Here is an 18,586-nt window from a genome sequence, read left to right as displayed (position 1 = left end):
AAAATAGCAAGTTAATTATTTAAAGGTATATACGGATAAACAGGAGCCCGTTCAGGAAAACTCCAGTTTTCATTGATTATTTAATTCCATAACTTAAAAATATTCGTTATTGGCATAAACGGGTATATTGGGAAACAAAAATAAAAAAACTATGAAGTAAGAGGTAAAATGAATGATGAATTATATGATGACGGATAATATGATGAATGGTTCAATGATAATAATGTGCATCATTATGGTGATTGGGTTAATTATCTTTGTAATGATTATAGGAGCTACGATTTACGTTGTTGCACGGTTACTAATGAGGAAAAGCAAAATTGAAGATCGACCGTTAATGATGTTAAAAGAACGTTATGTTAAAGGCGAAATTAATGATGATGAATATAAGCAAAAGAGAAAATTAATCAATGAATTGATATAGGGGTAGTGACACAGGAAACCTGCTACTACCCTATAAATTGGCTTTCAAAAATATCGGGAAGCCAAAAGTTTATTTGCTCGTTGTTACTTTTGCAGTCTATGACACGAACCCTATCACTAGGTCCACTAGAATGAAAAAACGTAAATATTGTTTAATTTCCAAATGCGTGGTCTAACTCCACCGTCTTTAGACGGTATCCGCTTTTAGCCTTATCTTTTGATTTGCATACTAAAGACAAGAGGTGAAAAGTATGGACGGATATAAGAAGAATAGCCATGCAGTATATGATATCAAGTACCATGTAACCTGGGTAACAAAATATCGATATAAAGTATTACATGGTTGTTTTGATGATTAGATGCAACATTTTCACCTCACCGTAATTATTTTTCTTTACCCTGCACAACAAGATAATTTCGAAACATCTTTATCAAATGTAAGAGCAGCTAACCTTAGACCTTCAGCCATTGTTAAATATGGTGCAAGGCTATCTTTTAAATCGTCCACGGTTAAGTCATGCTTTACTACTAGCGAAGCTGCATAAATTACATCTCCTGCATTTTCAGATACAATATGAACCCCAAGAACTTTTAATGTTTTAGCATCAGCAACAATCTTAAATACACCAATCGTTTCATGATTTACTAATGCCCTTGGAACGGCGTCTAAAGATAATACCGATGTTTTTACTTCATAGCCTTTTTCATTTGCTTGTTCTTCAGTTAACCCAACTGTTGCAATCGATGGATTTATAAACGTGACAGCTGGTATAACCGATAAATTTAATCTTTTATTTAACCCACCTATCGCATTATCACCAACAATTCCACCTTCATAGGCTGCTACATAGACAATTTGAGGTCCCAAAGTTACATCTCCTGCTGCATAAATCTTCTCATTACTTGTTCTAGCATAATCATCTATCAGGATTTCGTTTCGTTTTCCAACTTCAACCCCTGCTGCACTTAAATTTAAAGAATCCGTATTTGGCTTTCTTCCTGTTGCAACAAGTAAATGCTCTGATTCCACGACTTTTTTCTTACCTTCTACCGTTATATAAACCTTTTTTAGCTCTCCAATTTGTTCTACACGCTCATAAGTTGCCTCTTTAATAAGGTTTATACCCTGTTCGATTAAGACTCTTTCTACAGCTTCTGAAATTTCTAGGTCATACTCTTTTAAAAGGCGATCACTTCTTTGAATGAGCGTGACTTCTGCACCTAAATTATGAAACAGTTGCCCCAGTTCCAATCCGATATAGCCTGTACCAATAACTGTTAATCGTCTAGGCACCTTTTTTAATGCAAGTAGTGTTGTACTTGTTAGATAATCCACTTCTTCAAGTCCTGAAATCGTTGGTATAGATGGCGAAGCACCTGTTGCAATTAAAAATCGTTTTGCAGAAAGTTTCTCCCCATTTACTTCAACTGTATTTTCATCAACAAACTTAGCTTTACCCTTTATTAAATCAATGCCATATTCATCTATTAAATCTATATATTTTTGGTTTCGAAGTTCGCTAACTAATTCATCCTTTTGATTCACCAAAGAGGCTAAATCGACTACCCCAGTGGATGTTTGTAAACCTGTGAACGGATTTGCTTTTGCTAAATGATTGATTTCTCCTGCTCTAAGAAGTGTTTTCGATGGAACACAGCCAATATTTACACAAGTGCCTCCCACTATCCCACGTTCAATCATTCCAACTTTTGCACCGTATTCAATTGATTTAATAGCTGCAGAAAAAGCTGCCCCTCCTGAACCAATGATGAGTAAATCGTAATCACTTTTATTATCTATTTCGATATTTTTCAGCTTCTGTACTGAAATTTCTTCTATGTCTTCTATTTGATAATTAGCTTGTTTAATTGCCTGCCCTAAATTTTCAGCATTAACATCCTCTGGTATTTCAAATACCGATTCACCACGTTGAAAACTGGTTTCGATATTTGTAGCACCTATACGAGTTAATGCAGCATCAATATGTTGTTCACACCCCGTACAGGTCATTCCGTTGATTTTAACACGATATTTTCTCATCATTTAATTCTCCTTCATTTGAAATGGATAATATATTTAATCAATTACTAACCATTCAATAATTGGACATTGATTTATTGCTTTTTGATCAGGACATCGTTTTTTTAAATCTTGTAGCATGGACTCTGTCCTTATTAAATCTGCAATTTGCTTCTGAATCTCTTTTTCCTTATTAGATACAAATTCATACATACCTTGGCAACGCACATTATCATTATCAACAACACCAAGTAATTTATAAATTTCACTCAATGAAAATCCCAGATCTTGCAATCTTTTTATAAATTTTACACGTTTAACATCATCATCCGAATATATCCTATAACCTGCATCCGTTCGATTAGGCTCTTTTAATAATGTTTTCTTTTCGTAGAACCTTATTGTTTCTTTATTTACACCACATTTTTCAGCAAATACGCTAATTTGATAGCTCAAATTAATTCACCTCTATAAACATAATAAACCATGTACCAAGGTACATGGTCAAGTATAATATTTAATACACAATAAAGTTTGAAGTCCTCTAACAATAAAAATGGTTCCAAGCATCGTATTTCTGATGTTCAAAACCATTTTTGATTTATTATGACCGATTATTTCAAGCCCTTTATATTCTAATTGATAATAAGTATACAATCGATAATAAATAATCTATTTAATTCAGATAGTACATAGGATCTTGTAAAGCTCCATTCTTATATACCTCAAAATGTAAATGGATCCCTGTAGAATTTCCAGTATTCCCCATTATCCCGATTACCGTGCCTGTACTAACTTCTTGTCCAACCGTTACATTAATTGACGATAAATGCGCATAAAGCGTTTTTAAGCCATTACTATGTTCAATCTCTATTCTGTTCCCAAAGCCACCAGTATGACCCGCTTTCGTCACTACTCCATCTGCAGCAGCTAAAATATTATAATTGCTTGGGCGCGCGATATCAATTCCGTTATGCTGTCTTCCCCAGCGTGGTCCAACATAACTGGAAATATACCCACCTACCGCTGGCCAGGCAAGATAGCCACCGCTTGATTGGTTACTTAGCGTTGAAAGATCGCCATTTGAGCCAGCACTAGCGGATGCAATTTGAGTAGCCGGGGCTGGCTGAGTTAACGCTGTCATATTACCCTTCACTTTCTTCTCAAGTGCCGCCAGTTTACTGTCTTCAAGTTTTAACTCTTCCACCTTAGCAACAAGCTTTTCTTCTTTTTCCTTTAAACTAGCTTGCTTTATCTTCGTTTCTTTTTTTTGATCCTCGATTAATGCTTGCATTCCTTCTAGTTCTAGTCTCAAATCTTTTAATTCCGCAAGTTTAATAACGACATCTTCCTGCTTCTCTTCCACTTTTACTTTATCTGCTTCAATTTGTTCCATCAATGCAGCATCAGAGTTTGTAATCTTATTTATTACACTAACACGGCTGATGAAATCCCCGAAGCTTTGAGATCCAAATAATACTTCTATGTAAGAGATATTTCCGCCACTTTTCTGATAAGCAACTGCTCGTTCTTTTAAGATTTCAAAGCGTTTTTCAATTGCTTCTTCAAGCTCAACAATTTCATCTTCTAGTAAGTCTATCTCCATTTGTCTATGAGATATATCTTCCTCATTCTTCTTCAACGATGCTTTGTTTTCTTCAAGTGCTTTCGTAATTCGGCTAATTTCAACATTAATTTCTTCTAACTCAATCAGAATATCAGCAATCTCTGACTCTGCATTAGAAAGGTTTGCCTTTACGTCTTTTCTATCCTGTTGAATTTGAGTCTCTTCGCTTTTTAGGTCCTCTAATGAATCTGCAGATGCTGGAGTATTGAACAATACGCTACCTAAACCAACCACTGCTACCATGGTAATTGTTATTATTTTTTTCCTCAATTTCTCGTTCCTCATTTCCATCACAATTATTGCTGCACAAACTATGTATTAAAATCCCTCTATGTAAAATGCAATATCGTGAAAATTTATATGTTTACTTTTTATAATACATGGGTATAATAGCACCCTTAATTTTCATCCACGTTATCGTAATATTACAGTAGTGTATCGAATTTCGACATTATATTTCTTTGTTTGTGAAAAACTTATCAGCCTCCTTTAAGAAAACCCTGTGTTAAGCTTTATCTTCCCAATTCAAGATATATTACTTAAGTAATTTTGTAATATTTCATTGAAAAAGATCACATTTTAAAAATTGACGATAAAGTGCCTGTTCCACTAGCATTGAATAATTATATCAACGGTTAAAAAGTTTTAAACGGTTATTTAGGCTTCAGAAGAAGGATTTTTCACCATATACTCCTAATGTTTCCGTAATTTCTTGCGATAAACGATTTTCGATAATTGAAGGCTAATCTCATATATGAGAAGAAGTGGAACTACTACGACGAGTTGTAAAATAAAGTCTGGTGGTGTAGTTAAGACCCCAACTATAACAAGACCAAAATACGCATATTTTCTATTTTTAATCATAAAACCAGGTGTAAGTACGCCGAGACTTGTTAAAAACATGACAATAATCGGCAATTCAAAAAGAAAAGCAATTGGTATGGTCACACGAAATAGAAATTTAAAATAATGGTCAACGGTAAACATAATATTAAACATGCCATCGTTTAAGGATAAAATAAATGGCATAATCAGTTTAACAAAAAGAAAATAGCCAAATACTAACCCTGCAATAAAAAGCAGAAAAACGCTAGGTATATATCCGATTGTTGCTCTTCTTTCATGTGGCAATAAACCAGGCTTTACAAAAGCCCATATTTGATAAGCTAGAATTGGAATAGTTCCGACTATCGCAACTAAGCCTGCCATCGAAAAATATATCCAAATAATTTCAGCAGGACTAATAGCCGTTAACTCAATAGCGATATCGTTAACGAAAAACCAATAAATATCTTTGATATACATAAAACCAACAATGAAGAAACCAATAAAGAAAAGAACAGTCACAACCAAACGGTTTCGTAGCTCAGTTAGATGGTCAACAAGATTCATCTTTTTTCTTTCACTTTGATTCTTTTCACTCATAAATGACGCTCCTCAACGTTAAAAACAAAAGAAGGAGATGTAAATTAAAAATAAAACTTACATCTCTTTCCACTCAAATTGTTTCAATGTTCATACATCAATTTTAAGCGTAAGAATGTAGTCCAGCAATAACTAAGTTAACCACGATTAGATTAAACAAAATAATACCAAAGCCAATGACGGCGAGCCAGCCAGACTTTTCCCCATGCCAGCCTCTTGATAAGCGTAAATGTAAGAAGGCAGCATAGAAGAACCAAGTAATCAGCGCCCATACTTCTTTCGGATCCCATCCCCAGAATCTACCCCAGGCTATTTGGGCCCAGATAGATGCGAATATCAATCCGCCTAGCGTAAAAATTGGGAAGCCGATCGTAACTGCCCGATACATAATTTCGTCTAAAAGTTCGGCTTTAACTCCGCGTAATAAGGGCTGTAAGGCTGCTCCCACTCGTTTTCGTAAAATGAGCACGGTTAGTCCATAAAGAATCGTGCCTGTGATCACAGACCATATTACTGTATTAAACTTTCTACCAGCATCGGCCCCCTGCATCCATCCTGGCGCTTCAAACCAAGGCTCCATTACATTCTCCGTAAGTAACACCCCATTATTCGGAGCTGCAATTGCAGGCAAACGATATTCCGTTTCAATAATTTGAGTTCCATCCTGATATTCAAAGGTTGCATCGTAATCCATGATACTGAATGTTGTGGTACTCACGATAAAACCAACGAACAGAAAAATCATGTACAGAATCAATTCAAGTCCAATATTCTTCTTCGTTCGCTTTTTTTGATCAATTTTCTTAATGAGATACATGAGCCCTGCAACAAAACTAATAAATAAAATCCCTTGTCCTACCGCTACGGTGGAAACATGGATATACAGCCAACTTGTATTTAATGTTGGAACAAGCGGTGCTAATTGAGTAGGGAACATACTTGCATAAGCGATGATTATCATGGCTAACGGTAAGGCAAATAGTCCTAAAAAACCGATTCGATACATAAAATAAATAATAATGAATCCTAGCACCATTGCCATTCCCAGGAATGTTACAAATTCAAACATATTTCCGAGTGGTGCATGTCCACTAGCCATCCATCTTGTAATGAAATAACCTAATTGTGCTAAAAATCCGAGTATTGTTATCGTAATTGCGATATTTCCTGAAATTCCTTTTTTACTCTTTGTACTGCGCTTGTCGCGAATCGTCGCTCCAAAAAAAAGCGTCGCAATTAAATATAAAATAAAAGCAGCATAGAGCAAATTACCGCTAAGATTAACTAAATCCAATCAAAACACCCTCCTAAGAAGTTAGTAGGCTAGACAATTAAAAGTCTACTTGTCTAGCTCTTGCCTAGCTTCCACCATCTTTATATTTGTTTTTTCAATCGCTTTCTCTATATCTCTTGCAAGGCCAAACCAGTTCTTATTTGTATGTGCTGCAAGCAACAATCCATTATTCTTCGGATGAATCCAGACTCTTCGGTGCTGCCAATACATTCCTTGGATGACACCGATCATAAAGATTGCTGCACCAAGTCCGAAGAAAATTAGTGTACGATCCACTCGTAACGTCATCCCACTGACAAAATGGGTTTCAAAGTCCTGGATTGCAACTTTATATTCATTTTCTCCTGTAGCATCAATATTTCTCCCAATTCCTATGAAACTAACTTCGGGTAAGGACGTTTCCGGTGGGTACACCGCGAGAACAAAGGCTGGGTTTCTTGGATAATTCGTTTCCGAAGCAGGAATACCATCATCATCCAAGTAATAATCAGGATAATACTGATCAATCACTGCCCGAAAACCGTTATCCAATATGTACTCTGATTCCGGTTCAAATAAATTAATCGTAAAAGAATCTATTGCCGTTGCATCTTCATCATCCGTTTCATGAATTTTAAAGGTCATGCTACTAAACTCATTCGGCTGATAACCAGATTGGTATAATGTATATCCGTTGAATTTAGCAGGTTTATTCATTTGAATCGACTCGGTTAAGATTGGCTCAAGTTCTGGTTTAGCACCTGGAACATCGTTATTCGTTGCTTTATAAATGACAACATCTGTTTGAAAATTACTCGCAACCGCTCCCGAAATTTCAAGTGCATCTTTAAATCGTTCATCTTCTGGATCATGTGTATCTAATATAAATTGCTTATTTTCAACATAATAATCTCCTTTTGTACCAGGAATGACGGTTGTTTCCCCATCTCTAACCCATACATATTCATCGGTAAACATAATTGGTGTTGATCGCAAAATCGCTGCTAAGAGGATAATAATCAGACCAATATGGTTAACGTATGGACCCCATCTGGAAAATCTTCCTTTTTCAGCAAGAATATGACCGTTTTGCTCTGTAACTTTATAGCGTTGTTTTCTTAATTTCTCTTTTACTTGTCCAATATCCGCTTTGGATACTTCTTCTGTTTCACTGAAGAAGCGCTGTCTGTTAAGAAATGTTTCATGTCTTCTAGGCTTTTGAATTTTTAACGCCTTATATAATGGGACAAAGCGATCAAGACTACAAATAACCAAGGAAACACCGATTAAGCCTAATAAGATTAAATACCACCAGGAGCTATACATTTCATGAAATCCAAGTTGATAGTAAATTTTCCCGACCATACCAAATTGGGCTTCATAATAAACTGCCGGATCCCTTGATTCAGCGTTCGGGGGTATAAATTGCTGTTGTGGGAAAAGTGTACCAATCATGGAAGCAACAAGCGCTAATACGATAAGCCAAACTCCTACCTTAACAGAAGAGAAAAAGCTCCAAACTTTGTCCACAAATGATTTCCGGTAGGTTTGCGAACGTCGCGCAGATCCTTCATATCGCATATTCAATAATAGTTTCTTATCATTTCCATCGATGTGCTGATTACCCTCAATCGGTTTCCCGCACGCCTCACAAAGGACTGTACCCTCCGGATTAATATGACCACATTCACATTTAATTTTATTCATACCATTACCTCACGATCAGACAAATTCTATTTCATTTCTGCGGCAAAATATCCCGCAAATATCCTTCAAGTCTTTCGAGTGACAATTCCCCACTCACATACTCCACAATCTCACCCTCAGGGCTTATAAAAAACGTGCTTGGAATAGGTCCAACTTTATATAAATCTCTCACCTCTCCCGATTTGTCGTGAGGTGTTGGAAATGTCAAATCATATTTATCTATAAAACGATCCACAACTAATTCCGTACTATCCAGACTAACTGCAACTATTTCTATACCTCTCTCTTTATACACGGGATATAATTCTTGCATATACGGCATCTCCCTTTCACATGGTTTACACCAAGTAGCCCAGAAGTTAAGCATAACTCCCTTTCCTCTCAAGTCACTTAGCTGTATCGTTTCGGATTCATTATTTTTATTAATCTGCGGTAACTGGAAATCAGGAGCCTGATCTCCTACCCTATAAACCGTATTATCCGCTTGTAAGTTTGTAACAATTGCGAATATAATTGCCCCCAACAGTACTAGCAAAACAGCTGTTCTGTAGATCAAACGATTTCTTTTTTTATTTCTTTTCTTCTGTTTTTTTTGTTCTAAACTCACGTATTACACCTCTCCATTTCCAGAAAAAAATTGACACCTAAAACCCAGTAAATCCACCAAACACAGGAATTAATAATTCAATAATCACGGTCATCCAGTCAAGATATAAAACAATACCCATGACAATCATTAAAACTCCACCAATTACCATGAATCGGTTTGCATACTTCTTAATAAAAGTCATCCTATCAAGGAACAATGTCATAACCAAAAACGGAATGGAAAAGCCCAAGATATAAAATGACATATATAGTAGACCCATCCCAGGATTTGCCACTCCCATTGCGATCACCCCTGCAAGAATTGGCCCAGTACAGGGAGTCCAACCAGCAGCAAAACCTAATCCAATTAAAACCGAACCTAGATACCCAGCAGGTCTTTTTCGAAATTGAACTTTTCTATCCTTCAGCAAAAAGTTAAATTTAAAAACACCTGTGAGAACTAAGCCGAAGAACACCAATATAATTGCGCCAAGCTGTCTTAACAAATCCTGATAGGCTAGAAAGAATTCACCTATAAAAGAGGTGGATAACCCAATCGCTAAAAAGATAATTGAAAAACCCAATAAAAAAAGAACGGTATGTATTAAAGCTTTCTTTCTCAATATTCCTCGCTCGTTTTTTAATTCGTCTACTGTCATTCCTGTAATATAGGAAAGAAATGCAGGATAAAGAGGTAGCGAACAAGGGGATATGAAAGAAAGTAATCCAGCCCCAAACGCTAGAAATAACGTTACTTCTCCCAATAATTTCACCTACTACTTATTTTTATATTTTGTCGTTATTATAGGAAAAATTTATGTAGAATGTGTCGAGATTTGGCTGACAAGTAAAACAGTAACAAAAGTGTCAAATTTACTTTAAAGCTAGAAGGTAACTGAAATTCTATAATCTTTTTGATTGAACCTTAGAAGCCTTTTATAAGATCTTACAACTTCATAAATTCTCCACAATTTCGTTTTACAATGGAAATAAATTTGTTAAAGATAGACAAGGAATACAAATATAATGATTTACTTATGGAGGATCAGTGATGAGAAAAAACTATTCTCTGAGAGGAACTTGTACTTTATCGAATGGATATACAATTACTATACCTAAATTAATTCGAGAATCATTAAATTTAACAAGTGGTGATGAAGTTACAATTAGCTTAAAATCTAAAGATTTAATTATACAAAAACTGTACAAAGATACGCTGGAAAATAACATGATTTTAAACGATAGAGGATCGGTGAAGATACCTCAAGAATTTATCAAGCTTCTATCTTTGGAAAGTGGCGATGTATTTAATCTTTACTTGACTAATAGTAATATTATTATCTTGAGGATAAACGCAAAGTTTTAAATGAGTTACCTATATAAACATCACAATCAACAGTCGATTTTGTCCATTTTAAAAAGGCGACCGATTTCAATGATCACCTTTTTAAATATTACCCTAGTTAGTATGCTTTAATTTCTGATTTTCCACTTACTTCTAAGTAAGTTCCTAATAGTTAGAATATGGTCTTAACTATTGAAACAAGCGTACTATTCTTTTACACTCATCAGTCGCAAACTATTCAACGCTACCAAAATAGTTGCTCCCATATCTGAAAGAATCGCAATCCAAAGGGTTAGCCAATCTATCCCTTGTTACCTTTTCTTCGTTAATACAGGTAACTTCACATGTATCTTTAGCCATCGTGGCCCTCCTTATATTCAAACAAATAATCAAAGGATTGTTTGATTATAAGGCAAAGTTTTTTTAATGTATTTGTAGAATTCCTCATTAAGCGACTTTGAACAAATCAGACGAATTATATTGATAGCTAATCATTTACAGAAAGCTAAAATAATTTTCCGCCATCTCCGGTATACGCTATATTTGACTGACGATGAATTCCGCGTCATAGCCTACCCCCTGAAGTAAGGCTGAACCACGGCGGTACTGCCAGGGTAAACCAATAAATGATAGTCCCTGAATATTGGATACACCTCGTTCATGTATTACTTTGCCTTCTCTATTGAACACCCCATCTATCTTTAACCAGGGAAAGTCCATTTTAAAACCCGTCGCCCATATGATATTGTTAGCCTCTAGAGTTGATGTATCCTTAAATATTACTTGACTTTCATTGGCTCCAGTAACTCTTTCTCTAGTAATCACTTTGTTATTATGTATTGCTTTTTTTAACTCATGACCAAAAATAGGATCTCCTCTTTGTTGAAGCAATTTTCCAAACAGCGATTTCTCATTTGCCTTTAAAATTCCTAATTTATCAAACCACCAAAAGATACTTTTACTTCCAACCGTCATAGGCAAAAATTTTAGTTTACCACTACAAGCCAAGTATGTATCTCTTTCTTCTGATACTTCGACAGCTATTTGAGCACCACTATTTCCACCGCCAATTACAAGTACATTGCCTTTTATCAACTGTTCAGGATTCTTATATTGTGATGAGTGAAGTTGTAGGATATTATCCGATAACCCCTGAGAGAATGAGGGAATGCTTGGTGTTTGAAAAGAACCCGTTGCAATCACAACATTTTTTGACTGGTATTCTTGTTTATTTGTTTCTATTAAAAAATAATCATTCACTTTTGTAACACTTACAACTGTTGTATTGAATTGTATAGGGATTTTAAATTTATTTACATATTTTTTTAGATAAGAAGCAATTTCATCTTTAACAGGAAAGCCTTGTTCCTCTCCCTCAAGAACCATACCAGGTAAAGAACTATAAATTCGAGGGGTAAATAAAACTAGAGAGTCATATCTTTCCTTCCAGCTTTCTCCTACCTCGCTGCATTTATCTAAAAGAATGAAACTTTGCTTAGTCTGTTTCAGATAGTATCCCGTTGCAAGACCCGCTTGGCCAGCACCTATAACAATTGTGTCGTACATTATTATCCCCCTCAAATTAAAAACTTCTTTTTCAAATGATTATAAATCTCTAAACTGATTGATGTACAAGTTGGTGTTTAATAAGCCCAAAGTCTTTTCAATTTCAAATAAAAATTTTGAAAGGCATGTTTTCATCTGTTCCACACCCGATTGTTTGATTAGTAAATGAACGGTGCCTTCTAAAATTAGCAAGTTTTATCAGCTTGCAACCGGTTATAAAAAGGCTCACTTAATTCGTATGGCATCATTGCATCGATTTCAGGATGGATGAGCAAAACGGACAAACATCGAAATATTCGGGTTCTATTACCGGTTTCATATTTAAAAGTGTCCTCAAAAATGAAATGAAACCTTAGTTCTGCCCGCACCAGGAATAAAAGTAACTTTAGCTTTCGAATCTAGATTAGACATTAATTCCGGATGGATATGATAGTTATTCCAATTCCATCATTCTTCAGTTGGTAGATTATTATCATTTATTCGCAGTTCTTTAGGAAAAAGTCTCTGATATTTCTCCCAATATACTTCATTTTCAATTAAGATATATTTCCAATGTTTGAATTCATTCTCTTTATTATAAAATTTGTTATCCTTTAGAACTAAGATAACATTAACAATTTGTCTGAGTCCATAGAAATCATATTTCATATATCTAATAATTTTTGCATTCATTGTATGATTCATTTTTTCTTCTTTTTTACCGAAATTTTACATCATACCAAATCAAGCATAAAATTTCCTGAAATCAAATAAAGCATAAAGTTTCCAAACGGAAATTTTATGCTTTACGTCACAAAACATAAAAAAACCACCAACATATGTATTGGTGGAGACGGTGGGACATGTCCTTCCATGCTTTCGTCACGGCACTGACTATATCTTGGTCCTTTTTATTTAAGGACCCTCGGCGTATTATACGAAATATATATTTGTCACAGGATGGCAGGATTTCGTATCCTAGTACTACCAAGTTGGCAGCCTATAAGTCGATACATGGCTGTTGGATTGCTCCACATACCACTCGGTATTGCCCTATTGCCTAATAAAAACTCCGGTAAAAATAACCTTCGCATTTCTTCGTTGGCTTGCTTTTCCGTTGCTCACGTATGAACTGTATACGTTCCGCTACTCAAAGCTACGCCGCCTCGAACTGCTCGGTCTTTTTTTATCCTCATTTTTGAAATCAAAATTATAGACAACTTAGGTTTCACCGATAAAGCCGAGTTTTCACTTTTGTATTGCTACAAAAGGCGACTATTTACTAATCGAACCCACGTCCAGAGATATTGCCACTCAGGCTTCTACACGTGTAGTTGGTATATTCGTATTTCACTATGCACTCGGCCTACCAACAGGCTTTGTGATAGCTAGTCTGATTCATCTCGACTGACGATCCTCAGACGGTGGAAGTCAGTCCAGCCTGCTTGAGTTTGAGACCCTTCTATCTACAACACAGGCGATTGTAGGAAGGATCCTTTAGGACTGCTTATGCAGCAGCTAAAGAGTAATTTTCGTTTTTGCCAGTTATAGGCGTTTACGTTTTACGAGCCGTAACCTCGACGCGCAACCTGAGCTCAACCTACCCCTGTCGAATCCGTAACGTCCCCATATAATGAGAACACTCGGGAGGGAGCCCTGAGCTCTGTATTTATTATAACACAACCTCACAAAAATGAAAAGGGGCGCTGACTGCGCACACCGTTTACTGATTGTATTCTTTTAACGCACGGTCCGCATCCCGTTTCATTTGTTTCCGTTTCAGGTCTTCCCGTTTATCGAACCTTTTCTTCCCTTTACCAAGACCGATCAACACTTTGGCATATCCATTTTTTATATAAATTTTAAGTGGAACAAGTGTGTATCCTTCTTGCTGCGTGAGACCAATTAATTTATCAATCTGATTGCGATGTAAGAGAAGCTTACGGGAACGAGTCGGATCATGGTTATACCGATTTCCTTGTTCATATTCCGCTATATGCAGATTCACAAGAAATACTTCACCATTGATAATCCTTGCGTGTGCATCTTTAATGCTCACGCGACCAAGTCGGAGAGATTTAATTTCCGTTCCTTGAAGAACAACCCCTGCTTCATATGTTTCTTCAATGAAAAAATCATGGCGCGCTTTCCTGTTTACTGCAATTGTTTTTCCTGCTCCTTTTGGCATTGGAACACCTCCCAATCACTTCCATAGAACTTTATTTTATCAAATTATCATATTTATTCCAATGAATATCCTGTTTATTGTAAATATATCAGGCTAATCGCCATTATTGCCATTCCAGCAATCACGCCATAAATTGATAAATGCGTCTGGTCATAACGCTTCGCAGCCGGCAGCAGTTCATCGAGTGAAATAAATACCATAATACCAGCAACCATGGCAAAGGTAACACCAAAGACAAATTCATTTAAAAATGGCATTAAAATTAGAAAGGCAAGGACCGCTCCAACCGGTTCCGCCAGACCAGAAAGAAATGAAAGCATAAATGCTTTTTTTCGATTGCCTGTCGCATAGTAGATCGGTACAGACACCGCAATCCCCTCAGGAATATTATGAATCGCCACCGCAACTGCTATTGCAAAGCCGACAGAAGGGTCTTGTAACGTAGAAATGAACGTTGCAATCCCTTCTGGAAAGTTATGAATGGCAATTGCTATTGCTGTAAATACTCCCATCTTCATTAATTCGGGATCTTGAATTGCTTTTCCCGGTTTCTCCATATCCTCGACTTTTTTAATTTCATGAGGATTGGAATACGATGGTATGATCTTATCAATAACACCTATTAATAACATACCGCTAAAGAAAGCAAGGACTGTCACCCAATAACCTTCTGTATACCCTAATGAAGATATAAGTGCATCTTTCGCTTTAAAAAAGATTTCAATCATTGAAACATAAATCATAACACCGGCTGATAAACCGAGTGCAAAAGAAAGGAATTTCGTATTTGTTGTCTTAGCAAAGAATGCAAGCAAGCTCCCAACACCGGTAGCAAGCCCTGCAAAAAGAGTAAACATTAATGCAAGGGTTACATTATCCAATACACCACCTCCAACATGCAGTCTATTCTATATATATACCCGATCTATAAATTTTGACATATAAATATTATAAATCAAGAATAACTTAGCAGTCAACAAAGGTTTTTCCCTCATCCAACTTCTATTGGCAATTTGCTTAAATGAAAAACAGTGGAGCCTTTCCCCACTGTTTTCTAGCTTTTTTTCTTTCGTTTCTTCTTTTTCCCTTTTGGATTTCCGTTTGCTTTATTCTTTCTTTTAGCTGGTATCGCTTGCTTGTTCCCTTCATTACGCCGTTTCTTTGTTTTAGCTTCCAGGAGCTCGAAGTCTACCGCTCGTTCATCCAAATTCACTTGGGCAACTCTTACTTTCACTTCATCACCCACACGATAAACTTTCGCTGTATGCTCGCCAATTAAAGCGTGCGCCCGGTCATTGTAATGGTAATAATCATCTGTCAAATAGCTGACATGAACGAGCCCTTCCACTGTGTTTTCCAGTTCAACAAACAATCCAAAGTTGGTTACCGAGCTGATTACTCCGGTAAATTCTTCACCAACCTTATCTTCCATATACTCCGCTTTTTTCAAATCATCCGTTTCCCGCTCCGTATCAACTGCTCTTCTTTCCATTTCAGACGTATGCCTTGCAATCTCGGGAAGTGCTTCCCTCCAGTGGGAAATTGTCTTTTTATCCATCCTCTTCTCAAATAGATACGTACGGATAAGACGGTGAACAATCAAATCGGGATACCGGCGAATTGGTGACGTGAAATGCGTATAAAACTCTGTAGCAAGTCCGAAGTGACCAACACTTTCCGGAGCGTACTTCGCCTGCTTCATCGAACGCAGCATCAGTTTGGACACAATCATTTCTTCTGGTTCATCTTTAATTTTGTCAAGCACTTTTTGTAATGCTTGCGGGTGGATTTCATTAGCGGTTCCTTTCACAGAAACACCAAGACCTGCAAGGAACTCAAAGAAACTCTCAAGCTTTCCTTCATCCGGTTCTTCATGAATCCGATGAATAAACGGTACATCTAACCAGTGGAAATGTTCTGCTACCGTTTCGTTTGCAGCAAGCATGAACTCTTCAATTAGCCGCTCTCCTACCGAACGTTCACGGAGTACGACATCTTGTGCCTTCCCTTCCTCATCGACAAGCACTTGCGCTTCTTTGAAATCAAAGTCAATTGCACCGCGGCCTTTTCTTTTGCCACGTAAAATCTCCGCAAGCTTCTCCATCCGTTCAAACATCGGAACGAGCTCCGCATATTTTTCCCGTAATTCCGCGTCTTCATCAACAAGAATTTTATTCACATCGGTGTAAGTCATTCGCTCTGTCGAGTTAATTACAGCAGGGAAAAATTCATGTTTTACAACTTCACCGCTCATCGTAATTTCCATTTCACAGCCGATTGTCAACCGGTCGACTTGCGGATTCAATGAACAGATTCCATTGGAAAGCCGGTGCGGAATCATAGGGATAACTCGGTCTACTAAATAGACACTTGTCCCTCTTTCATATGCTTCCTTATCCATTGGAGAATCTTTTTCAATATAATAACTGACATCTGCAATGTAAACGCCAAGCTGATAATTTCCATTGTCTAACTTTTTAACTGAAATCGCATCATCCAGATCTTTTGCATCTGCCCCGTCAATTGTCACGATTTGTTCATTTCTGCGATCGGCTCTTCCTTCCAGTTCCTCTGGGGAAATTGTATCACGGGTTTCCGCAGCTTGTTGCAAAACTTCTTCGGGAAAGTCAACTGTTATTCCATGCTTATAAATAATGGAAATAATATCAATACCTGGATCATTTTTATGACCAAGAATCTCGGTGATTTCAGCTTCTGCACTGCTCCAAGCCTCTGGATATTTCGTAATATGGGCGATTACTTTATGACCATCAATTGCTCCATTCGCTTTGCCTTTTGGAATGAAGATATCATGCGGTATCCGTTTATCATCCGGAATGAGGAAACCAAAGTTTTTGTTATCATCATATGTGCCGACAACCTGGGTGATGGCCCGCTCCAATATTCGGAGAACGACACCTTCCGCCCGGTCGCCTGAATAGGATTGTTTTTCTCGTCTTACAAGTACTTTATCTCCGTTCATCGCAGAATTGAGATCTGATGGGTTAATATAGATGTCCTCTAATCCTTCTTCTTCTGGGAGAAGGAAGGCAAACCCTTTATTATGCATCTGGATCCGGCCTAAAATAAGATTCATCTTCTCAGGTAAGCCGTACCGATTTTTTCTCGTGCGAACAAGTTCACCTGAATCTTCAAGAGCGTTCAACGTCTTGACTAGTTCCTTAAATTCTTCTGCATCTTCAATGCCCAGCTTCTCTTCCATTTCATCGACACTTAATGGCCGGGTTTCCGTTTCATTGAAGAATGTAAGCAATCTTTCTTTCATTCATCTCACCTACTTTCATTATATTTATTACCGCTCCGAATTTTTTTAATCATACATTCCAGTCGAGCTTCTCCAGGAATGCGTAAATATCTTCATGTAACTCATCTTTTTGCTTATCCAATGTGATGACGTGGCCAGACTCTTCATACCACTTAATTTCTTTTAAGTCGGCTTCTACATTCTCGTAAATATAGGTTGCACTTTCCGTATTAATCATCGCATCATTCCTCGCTTGGACAACAAATGTCGGCGTGTAAATTGTATCAATATTTCCGCGTACTTCATCAATTGCTTCCTTCAGTAAGGAGAAAACTTCATCAGAGCCCTCCATGACAGCTGTAACTTCTCGTTCAATCGTTTCAGGGTCTTTCTTTTCGAGTTGTTTATATTCTTTAGCAAAGAGTTCAAATCCTTGTGTTAATTGTGTCTCATTATCAAAATACATCGGAGCACACATGGAAATGATTCCTTTCAGCTGAGTGGAATAGGCTAGTTTTAATCCGAGTACTCCGCCAAGTGACAGACCGGCAACTGCAATCTCTTCATATCCTAGTTCTTTTAAATGGTTTAATGCTTTATTAACATCTTCCCACCACTGATCTGGGTTTGTTTCAATCAATTCTTCTGGTGGAACGCCGTGTCCCCGGTAAATTGGAGCATGGGATGTGTAGCCTTTCTTTTCCAGGAACCGCGCGAGCATTCTTACATCCGCCGTATGCCCTGTAAAACCGTGTAATAATAGAACAGCCCTCGGTCCTGCTTCGAATGTAAATGGTTGTGGCTGTTTAATTTTCATGTATATCTACTCCTTTAAAAATTCTACTCTTAAAAAAACCCTTACCACATTCGTGATAAGGGCAATTACCATTATTATATAACATATGCACTTAAGAAAGCTAAGAGAAAGAATAGGATTCCCGTTACAACGGTACCCCGGTGTAAGAACAAATCGATCCCTCTTGCTTTTTGTTTTCCAAATAATTGCTCAGCACCACCTGATATAGCTCCGGACAGCCCTGCGCTTTTCCCGGATTGCAGAAGAATAAGAACGATCATAATAAGTGCATCGATTACCAATAAAATATTAACTGCCATTTGCATGATACAATGACACCTCCCGTGACAACAATTGCTATTATATACTTTATCACAAGTACAT

At 37.0% G+C, this 18,586-nt stretch carries 17 protein-coding genes and 1 other RNA gene; 2 read left to right on the top strand and 16 right to left on the bottom strand.

The window, feature by feature from the left end:
* The first annotated feature begins 172 nt into the window (after positions 1-172).
* Entirely contained in the window at positions 173-424 is a 252-nt protein-coding gene (locus L3V42_RS13050; protein ID WP_235761402.1) for an SHOCT domain-containing protein, read from the top strand.
* Between the two features lie 393 nt (positions 425-817).
* Here the strand turns inward: L3V42_RS13050 and merA are convergent, their stop codons facing one another.
* The 8 genes from merA to L3V42_RS13005 form a co-directional block, all read right to left on the bottom strand.
* Positions 818-2,464 (bottom strand): mercury(II) reductase, encoded by a 1,647-nt coding sequence (merA, locus tag L3V42_RS13040; RefSeq protein ID WP_235761401.1) that lies wholly within the window; start codon positions 2,462-2,464, stop codon positions 818-820.
* Between the two features lie 36 nt (positions 2,465-2,500).
* Positions 2,501-2,899: a mercury resistance transcriptional regulator MerR gene (gene merR / locus L3V42_RS13035; protein ID WP_238472179.1), complete on the bottom strand. Its 399-nt coding sequence runs from the start codon at positions 2,897-2,899 to the stop codon at positions 2,501-2,503.
* Between the two features lie 220 nt (positions 2,900-3,119).
* Positions 3,120-4,340, bottom strand: a complete 1,221-nt coding sequence (locus tag L3V42_RS13030) for a murein hydrolase activator EnvC family protein (RefSeq protein WP_235761399.1) — start codon at positions 4,338-4,340, stop codon at positions 3,120-3,122.
* Positions 4,341-4,763: 423 nt separating this feature from the next.
* A complete protein-coding gene (gene tatC / locus L3V42_RS13025; protein WP_235761398.1) occupies positions 4,764-5,495 on the bottom strand; it encodes a twin-arginine translocase subunit TatC in 732 nt (243 codons plus the stop codon).
* A gap of 103 nt (positions 5,496-5,598) precedes the next feature.
* Positions 5,599-6,789 (bottom strand): c-type cytochrome biogenesis protein CcsB, encoded by a 1,191-nt coding sequence (gene ccsB, locus L3V42_RS13020; protein ID WP_235761397.1) that lies wholly within the window; start codon positions 6,787-6,789, stop codon positions 5,599-5,601.
* A 45-nt stretch (positions 6,790-6,834) separates the two neighbouring features.
* Positions 6,835-8,475: a cytochrome c biogenesis protein ResB gene (gene resB / locus L3V42_RS13015; protein WP_235761396.1), complete on the bottom strand. Its 1,641-nt coding sequence runs from the start codon at positions 8,473-8,475 to the stop codon at positions 6,835-6,837.
* A gap of 31 nt (positions 8,476-8,506) precedes the next feature.
* Positions 8,507-9,082 carry a thiol-disulfide oxidoreductase ResA gene (gene resA / locus L3V42_RS13010; protein WP_235761395.1) on the bottom strand — a complete coding sequence of 192 codons (576 nt, stop codon included), beginning with the start codon at positions 9,080-9,082 and terminating at the stop codon, positions 8,507-8,509.
* A 37-nt stretch (positions 9,083-9,119) separates the two neighbouring features.
* Positions 9,120-9,827, bottom strand: coding sequence for a cytochrome c biogenesis CcdA family protein (locus tag L3V42_RS13005; protein ID WP_235761394.1), 708 nt, complete (start codon positions 9,825-9,827; stop codon positions 9,120-9,122).
* A gap of 287 nt (positions 9,828-10,114) precedes the next feature.
* Here L3V42_RS13005 and L3V42_RS13000 point away from each other — a divergent pair, with 287 nt between their 5' ends.
* Positions 10,115-10,429, top strand: a complete 315-nt coding sequence (locus tag L3V42_RS13000; RefSeq protein ID WP_235761393.1) for an AbrB/MazE/SpoVT family DNA-binding domain-containing protein — start codon at positions 10,115-10,117, stop codon at positions 10,427-10,429.
* A 213-nt stretch (positions 10,430-10,642) separates the two neighbouring features.
* Here the strand turns inward: L3V42_RS13000 and L3V42_RS18335 are convergent, their stop codons facing one another.
* From L3V42_RS18335 to secG, 8 genes are all read right to left on the bottom strand, one after another.
* On the bottom strand, positions 10,643-10,768 hold the full coding sequence (locus tag L3V42_RS18335) for a hypothetical protein (protein WP_255770462.1): 126 nt from the start codon (positions 10,766-10,768) through the stop codon (positions 10,643-10,645).
* 177 nt (positions 10,769-10,945) lie between these two features.
* Positions 10,946-11,974 (bottom strand): flavin-containing monooxygenase, encoded by a 1,029-nt coding sequence (locus tag L3V42_RS12995; RefSeq protein ID WP_235761392.1) that lies wholly within the window; start codon positions 11,972-11,974, stop codon positions 10,946-10,948.
* A 1,262-nt stretch (positions 11,975-13,236) separates the two neighbouring features.
* Positions 13,237-13,573, bottom strand: a transfer-messenger RNA (tmRNA) gene (gene ssrA / locus L3V42_RS12990).
* Between the two features lie 103 nt (positions 13,574-13,676).
* The gene (gene smpB, locus L3V42_RS12985) at positions 13,677-14,141 is read right to left on the bottom strand and encodes an SsrA-binding protein SmpB (RefSeq protein WP_235761391.1); all 465 of its coding nucleotides are present in this window, start codon (positions 14,139-14,141) and stop codon (positions 13,677-13,679) included.
* Positions 14,142-14,215: 74 nt separating this feature from the next.
* A complete protein-coding gene (zupT, locus tag L3V42_RS12980; protein WP_235761390.1) occupies positions 14,216-15,022 on the bottom strand; it encodes a zinc transporter ZupT in 807 nt (268 codons plus the stop codon).
* Positions 15,023-15,195: 173 nt separating this feature from the next.
* The gene (gene rnr, locus L3V42_RS12975) at positions 15,196-17,427 is read right to left on the bottom strand and encodes a ribonuclease R (protein ID WP_238472178.1); all 2,232 of its coding nucleotides are present in this window, start codon (positions 17,425-17,427) and stop codon (positions 15,196-15,198) included.
* Positions 17,428-17,476: 49 nt separating this feature from the next.
* Positions 17,477-18,223, bottom strand: a complete 747-nt coding sequence (locus L3V42_RS12970) for an alpha/beta hydrolase (protein ID WP_238472177.1) — start codon at positions 18,221-18,223, stop codon at positions 17,477-17,479.
* A 74-nt stretch (positions 18,224-18,297) separates the two neighbouring features.
* Complete coding sequence (secG, locus tag L3V42_RS12965) at positions 18,298-18,528, bottom strand: preprotein translocase subunit SecG (RefSeq protein WP_235761387.1); 231 nt, start codon at positions 18,526-18,528, stop codon at positions 18,298-18,300.
* Between the last annotated feature and the right edge of the window lie 58 nt (positions 18,529-18,586).

Origin of the sequence: Oceanobacillus alkalisoli (assembly GCF_022213125.1) — a bacterium.
Taxonomy (GTDB): domain Bacteria; phylum Bacillota; class Bacilli; order Bacillales; family Amphibacillaceae; genus Oceanobacillus; species Oceanobacillus alkalisoli.
Note: the sequence above shows the minus strand (reverse complement) of the source record. Positions and strands in the feature narration are given on the sequence as shown.